Origin of the sequence: Winogradskya consettensis (genome assembly GCF_018332715.1) — a bacterium.
GTDB lineage: Bacteria > Actinomycetota > Actinomycetes > Mycobacteriales > Micromonosporaceae > Actinoplanes > Actinoplanes consettensis.
The window spans coordinates 167,764-174,525 of the sequence record NZ_BOQP01000051.1; the positions used below are offsets into that span (position 1 = coordinate 167,764).

The following is a 6,762-nucleotide window of genomic DNA, read 5'->3' on the forward strand; positions in this document are numbered from 1 at the left end:
CACCTGCAGACGTTTTGTCCGCCTGTCCGTGATCAAAGCTTCGATCGCCTCGACCGGACCGGACACCACCACCGAGGTTGGACCGTTCACCGCGGCGACATCGAGATCGTCACCGATGATCGAACGAACCTCCGCCTCGGAAGCTTCGATCGCCAGCATGGCACCACCCGCGGGAAGCGCCTGCATCAGACGACCACGAGTGGACACCAACCTGATCGCATCGTCGAGATCGAACACGCCCGCCACGTGCGCGGCGGCCAACTCACCGATCGAATGACCGAGCAGGAAGTCGGGGACGATGCCCCAGCTCTCGTGGAGGCGGAACAACGCCACCTCGTACGCGAACAGAGCGATCTGGGTGTGCTGCGTCTCGTGAACCCGCTCATCCGAAACGATCTCGGCCCGCGCACCGACCGCGTCATGAGCATCAGCGAAAACGGGGAAACGCTCGTACAGATCCGCGGCCATGTCCGGTGTCTGAGACCCCTGGCCGGTGAACAGCATCGCGAGCCGGCCGTCGCCCGAGCGCCCGGTCACCACACCGGCGGCGGACCGGCCCTCAGCGACCGCGGCCAGCCCCGCGGCAAAGCCCTCGGCCCGATCGGCGATCACCACGGCCCGGTGCTCCAGCGCCGCCCGGGTCCGCACCAACGCCGCCGCTACCGCAGCCGGATCCGCGGGGTCCACAGTGCTCAGTCGCGCGGCCTGACCCCGCAACGCCTGCGGGGACCGGCCGGACACCAGCCACGCCGTCGGACCGTCCAGCACCGGAGCAACCGCCGCCGGCTCATCAGCACCAGGCGCCTGCTCGATGATCGTGTGCGCGTTCGTCCCACTGATCCCGAACGACGACACACCCGCCCGCCGGACATCGCTGTCCCACGACTGGGTAGCCGTCAACAACTTGACGGCGCCGGTCGTCCAGTCAACCTGACTCGACGGCTCGTCAACATGAAGCGTCGACGGCAATACACCGTGCCGCATCGCCATGACCATCTTGATGATGCCCGCGACACCGGCCGCGGCCTGTGTGTGCCCGATGTTCGACTTCACCGACCCCAGCCACAGCGGCCGGTCACGTTCTTGACCGTAGGTGGCCAGCAGGGCCTGCGCCTCGATCGGGTCACCCAGCCGGGTACCGGTGCCGTGGCCCTCGACGACATCCACATCCGACGCGTTCAGACCAGCGCTGGCCAGAGCCTGCCGGATCACCCGCTGCTGCGAGGGCCCGTTCGGCGCGGTCAGACCGTTGGAGGCACCGTCCTGGTTGACGGCGCTACCGCGTACGACAGCAAGGATCTGATGCCCGTTGCGACGAGCGTCCGACATCCGCTCGACCAGGATGAGACCGGCGCCCTCGGCCCAGCCCGTCCCATCAGCGGCGGAGGCATACGACTTGCATCGGCCGTCCGACGAGAGGCCGTCCTGTCGCGAGAACTCGGCGAAGACCTCGGGGCCGGTGATGACCGTGACACCACCGACCAGCGCCATCTCACACTCACCGGACCGCAGCGCCTGAGTGGCCCAGTGCAATGCGACCAGCGACGACGAACACGCCGTATCAACCGTGACGGCGGGGCCTTCGAGGCCGAACGTGTACGCCACCCGACCCGAGATCACGCTGTTCGCGCTCCCGGTCAGCAGGTGACCCTGAGCTTCGGGGGGAACCTGGCCGCCGAAGCCGTACCCGGAGTTGGAAGCACCGACGAACACACCCACCGGACGCCCGCGAAGCGATCGCGGGTCAACGCCTGCCCGCTCGAAGGTCTCCCACGACACCTCGAGCAACAGCCGCTGCTGCGGATCCATCGCCAGGGCCTCACGAGGCGAGATCCCGAACAGGCCCGCATCGAATTCCGGGGCGTCGTAGACGAATCCACCCGCGCGGGCGAACGCGGCGTCGGCGGGCACGAACCAGCCGCGGTCGTCGGGGAACGCGGAAACGCCGTCCCCGCCACCGAGGACGAGCCGCCACAGGTCCTCCGGTGACTGCACGCCGCCCGGGTACCGGCAGCCCATGCCGACGATGACGATCTCGTCGTCCACGACGGGCAGCACCGGGCGGACCGCGACATCGGCGAGCGTCGGCTCCTCGGCCAGGCCGAACGCGTCCACGAGATGTTCGGCGAGCACCTCCGGGGCCGGGTAGTCGAAGACGAGGGAGGCTGGCAGCGTCAGCCCGGTGGCGTCGGCGAGCGCGTTGCGCAGCTCGACGGCGGTCAGCGAGTCGAAGCCCATGTCGCGGAAGGCGCGGCCGGGCTCGACGTCGCTCGTCGACGAGAAACCGAGGGCGGCCGCGGCGTGCGAGCGGACCAGGTCGAGCAGCGTACGGCGGCGCTCGGCGGGACGCTCGCCCCGCAGACGGCGGGCCAGCTCGTTGTCGCCGGGGGCGGCCGTGGTGGCCGCACGGTCCCGGACCTGGGGCAGCTCGGCGAACAGGGAGCTGGCCCGGCCCGCGGTGAACTGGTCGGCGAAGCGTACCCAGTCGACGTCCGCGACCGTGACGGCCACGTCGTCGTGGTCCACGGCGCGGGCCAGGGCGGCGATGGCCTGATCCGGGTTCATCGCGCGCAGACCGCGGCGTTCGAGGTAGCCGCGGGTGGCGTCGTCGGCGGCGATGCCCACCTCGGCCCAGGGGCCCCAGGCGACGGCGAGACCGGCGAGGCCGCGGGCGCGGCGGGATTCGACGAGGGCGTCGAGGTACGCGTTGGCGGCGGCGTACGCGGACTGCCCGCCACTGCCCCACACGCCCGCGATCGAGGAGAAGACGACGAACAGGTCGAGGTCGGCGTCGCCGAGCAGCGCGTCGAGGTTGGCCGCACCGGCCGCCTTGCCCGCGACGACGGCGGCGAACCCGGTCAGCTCGGTGGCCTCGAGTTCGAGCGCGTCGCTGACCCCGGCGGCGTGCACCACACCGGTCAGCGGGTACGCGTTGACGACCTCGGCGAGGGCCGCCCGGTCGGCGACGTCGCAGGCGACCACGGTGACCCGTGCGCCCGCCTCGGTCAGCTCGGCGGTCAGGGCGTCGACGCCGGGGGCGGCGGGTCCGCGACGACCGGCGAGGATCAGGTGGCCCGCGCCGCGTCCGGCGAGCCAGCGGGCGACCTCGGCTCCGAGCGCGCCGGTGCCACCGGTGATCAGCACGGTGCCGCCGGGCTGCCAGGTGCGGGCGGCGCCGGAGACGGGGGCGGCGACGAGGCGGCGGGCGTACACCCCGGCGGGTCTGATCGCGACCTGGTCCTCGCCGCGCTGGGTGAGCACGGCGGCGAGCCGGGCGCCGGCGCGGGTGTCGAGCTCGGCGGGGAGGTCGATCAGGCCGCCCCAGCGCTGCGGGACCTCCAGCGCGGCGACCCGGCCGAGGCCCCACAGCGGGGACTGCTCGATGTCGCCGGCGGGGCCGGAGTGCCCGGCGGTGACCGCGCCGCGGGTGGCGACCCAGAGCGGCGCGTCGAGGCCGGCGTCGCCGAGCGCCTGGACGAGTGAGAGCGTGAGCGCCGTACCGGCCGGCACGGCAGGGTGAGCCGGGTCCGCGCCTGCACGCAGGCCGGCCAGGCTGAGCACACCGGCGATCTCATCACCGGAGACCAAGGTGGAGAGCAGGGCGGCGAGCTCGTAGCGATCGGCCCGCCCCGGAACGACGACGTGCCGGACGGTCGCGCCGTGCCCGGTGAGGGCGGCGTCGAGCCCGGAGGGCAGCTCGTCGTCCGCGACGGTGATGACGAGCCAGGTGCCGGTGAGGTTCGCGGCCGGCAGCGTGCTCAGCGGTTGCCAGCTGATCCGGTGCCGCCACGAGTCCACGAGCGAGGTCTGCCGGCGGCTGCGGCGCCACGCCGCGAGGACGGGCAGCGCGGAGGCCATCGCGCTGTCGTCGCCGAGTTCGAGCACGCCCGCGAGACGGCTGAGGTCCTCGCGCTCGACCGCCTCCCAGAACCCCGCGTCCCAGCCGCTGCCGGTGCCGGGACCGGCGTTCTCCGCGGTGACGGCGGTGGGGCCGAGCCAGTAACGGTCGTGCTGGAAGGCGTACGTGGGCAGAGCGATCCGTTGTCCGCCCCAGCCCCCGAGCACGGCGGTCCAGTCCACGCCGCCACCCGCCACGTGCAGCTGGGCCAGCCCGCGCAGCAGGCTCTCGCTCTCGTCGCCACGCAGCGCCGCCACCACGGTCGCGGTGCTGTCGAGGCAGGTCCGGGCCATGCCGGCGAGTACGCCCGACGGCCCGACCTCGAGGAACCGCGTCACGCCCTGCGCGCTGAGCCGGGCGATGCCGTCGGCGAACCGTACGGTCCCGCGTACCTGCCGCACCCAGTAGTCGGCGTCCCAGCCGTCCATCACGAGCGGAATCCGCGGCGGGGCGTACTCGATGCTCTCCGCGACGGCCCGGAACTCCTCGAGCATCGGCTCCATGAGCCGCGAGTGGAACGCGTGCGAGACCTGCAGACGCTTGGTCCGCTTGTCCGTCACCAGCGCTTCGATCGCCCCGGCCGGACCGGACACGACCACCGAGGTGGGGCCGTTGACCGCGGCGATGTCGAGGCTGTCGCCGATCAGCGAGCGAACCGTTGCCTCGTCGGCCTCGATCGCCAGCATCGCGCCGCCCTCGGGCAGCGCCTTCATCAGACGACCGCGGGCGGACACCAGCCGCACGGCGTCGTCGAGGTCGAACACGCCGGCGACGTGCGCGGCGGCCAGCTCGCCGATCGAGTGGCCGAGCAGGTGGTCGGGGGTGACACCCCAGCTCTCGAGGAGCCGGAACAGCGCCACCTCGACGGCGAACAGCCCCACCTGCGTGAACCGGGTGTCGTGGATCCGCTCGTCGGCGAGCACGTCGAGCAGCGACCAGTCGAGGCGCGCGTCGATCGCGTCGAACACCTCGGCGTACACGGGGAAACGGGCGTACAGGTCGAGGCCCATGCCGGGGTGCTGGGCGCCCTGACCGGTGAAGAGCATGGCGAGCCGGCCGGTGCCCGCGGCGCCGCGGACCAGCGCGGGCGAGGCGGTGCCCCGCCGCAACGCGTCCAGGCCCTCGGTGGTCGCGGACGGGCCGGCGGCCAGGATGACGGCGCGGTGCTCGAACGTGGCGCGGGTGCCGGCGAGCGACCAGCCGACGTCGGTCGGGTCGAGGTCCGGGCGGGCCCGCAGCAGGGCGGCGAGGCGTTCGGCCTGGCCGGCGAGGGCCTCGGCGGTACGCCCGGACAGCACCCACGGCGTGAGCGCGGGCGGGACAACCGGCGCCCGCACCTCGGCCTCGACCGGTGCGGCGGCTGCGGTCTCGTCGTCATCGGCGTCCGCGGCTGCTCCGGCCGGGGCCGGCAGCGGTGCGTCCTCGATGATGATGTGCGCGTTGGTGCCGCTGACGCCGAACGACGAGATACCGACCCGGCGCGGGTTCTCGCCCCGCTGCCAGCTGCGGGACTCGGTGAGCAGTTCGACGGCGCCCGCGGTCCAGTCCACGTGCGGGGTCGGCGCGTCGACGTGAAGGGTGGCCGGCAGGGTGTCGTGGCGCATCGCCATGACCATCTTGATGATGCCGGCGACGCCCGCGGCCGCCTGGGTGTGGCCGATGTTCGACTTGATCGAGCCGAGCCGCAGCGGTTCGGCGTTCTCGCGCCCCCGGCCGTACGTCGCCAGCAGTGCCTGCGCCTCGATCGGGTCACCGAGGCGGGTGCCGGTGCCGTGGGCCTCCACGACGTCCACCTCGGCCGGGGCGAGCCGGGCGTTGCCGAGCGCCTGCAGGATCACGCGCTCCTGCGACGGGCCGTTCGGGGCGGTGAGGCCGTTCGACGCTCCGTCCTGGTTGACGGCGCTGCCGCGGACCACGGCGAGGATCTCGTGGCCGAGGCGCTGGGCGTCGGAGAGTCGCTCGACGAGCAGCACGCCGACGCCCTCGGACCAGCCGGTGCCGTCGGCCGCCGCGGCGAACGGCTTGCAGCGCCCGTCGGTCGACAGACCGCCCTGCTTGTCGAACTCACCGAAGATGGCGGGGCCGGCCATGACGGTGACGCCGCCGGCGAGCGCCATCGAGCACTCGCCCGCGCGCAGCGCCTGCGCGGCGAAGTGCAGCGCGACCAGCGACGAGGAGCAGGCGGTGTCGATGGTGACGGCGGGGCCCTCGAGGCCGAGTGCGTACGCGACCCGCCCCGACACGACGCTGGCCGCGTTGCCGGTGAGCAGGTGACCGTCGGCGCCCTCGGGGAGCTCGGTGACGCCGTAGCCGTACCCGGACGCGGAGCTGCCGATGAACACCCCGACCTGGCTTCCGCGCAGCGACTGGGGGTTGATCCGGGCGGTCTCGACGGCTTCCCAGCACGACTCCAGCAGCAGCCGCTGCTGGGGGTCCATGGTGAGCGCCTCACGTGGGGAGATGCCGAACAGCCCGGCGTCGAAGTCGCCGGCGCCGTGCACGAAGCCGCCCTCACGTGCGTACTGGGCGTCGTCCGGTTCGGAGAGTTCCCAGCCACGGTCGGCGGGGAACGCACCGATGCCGTCACCGCCGTCGGCCACCAGCCGCCACAGGTCCTCGGGCGAGCTCACACCGCCGGGGTACCGGCAGCTCATGCCGACGATGGCGATGGGCTCGCGAGCCCGGTCCTCGGCCAGTCGCAGACGGCGCCGGGCGTGTCGGAGATCGGCCGTGACGCGCTTGAGGTATTCGAGGTACCTCTGTTCATCTGCCACTCGAGGTCACCTTGTCTAGGCAATCGGAATGGTTCGCACCACCGTGTGGAGGCACCGTCGAGGACCGTTCCGCCCCGCCCGCGGGCAGGG

1 protein-coding gene (only partly in view) is annotated in these 6,762 nt (G+C 72.9%); it reads right to left on the reverse strand.

What is annotated here, in order from left to right; genetic code table 11:
* Positions 1-6,672, reverse strand: the beginning of a protein-coding gene (locus Aco04nite_RS49315; protein ID WP_244876660.1) for a type I polyketide synthase. It extends 26,580 nt beyond the left edge of the window; 6,672 of the gene's 33,252 nt are visible here — the first part of the coding sequence; its start codon is at positions 6,670-6,672; its stop codon lies off the left edge, out of view.
* Between the last annotated feature and the right edge of the window lie 90 nt (positions 6,673-6,762).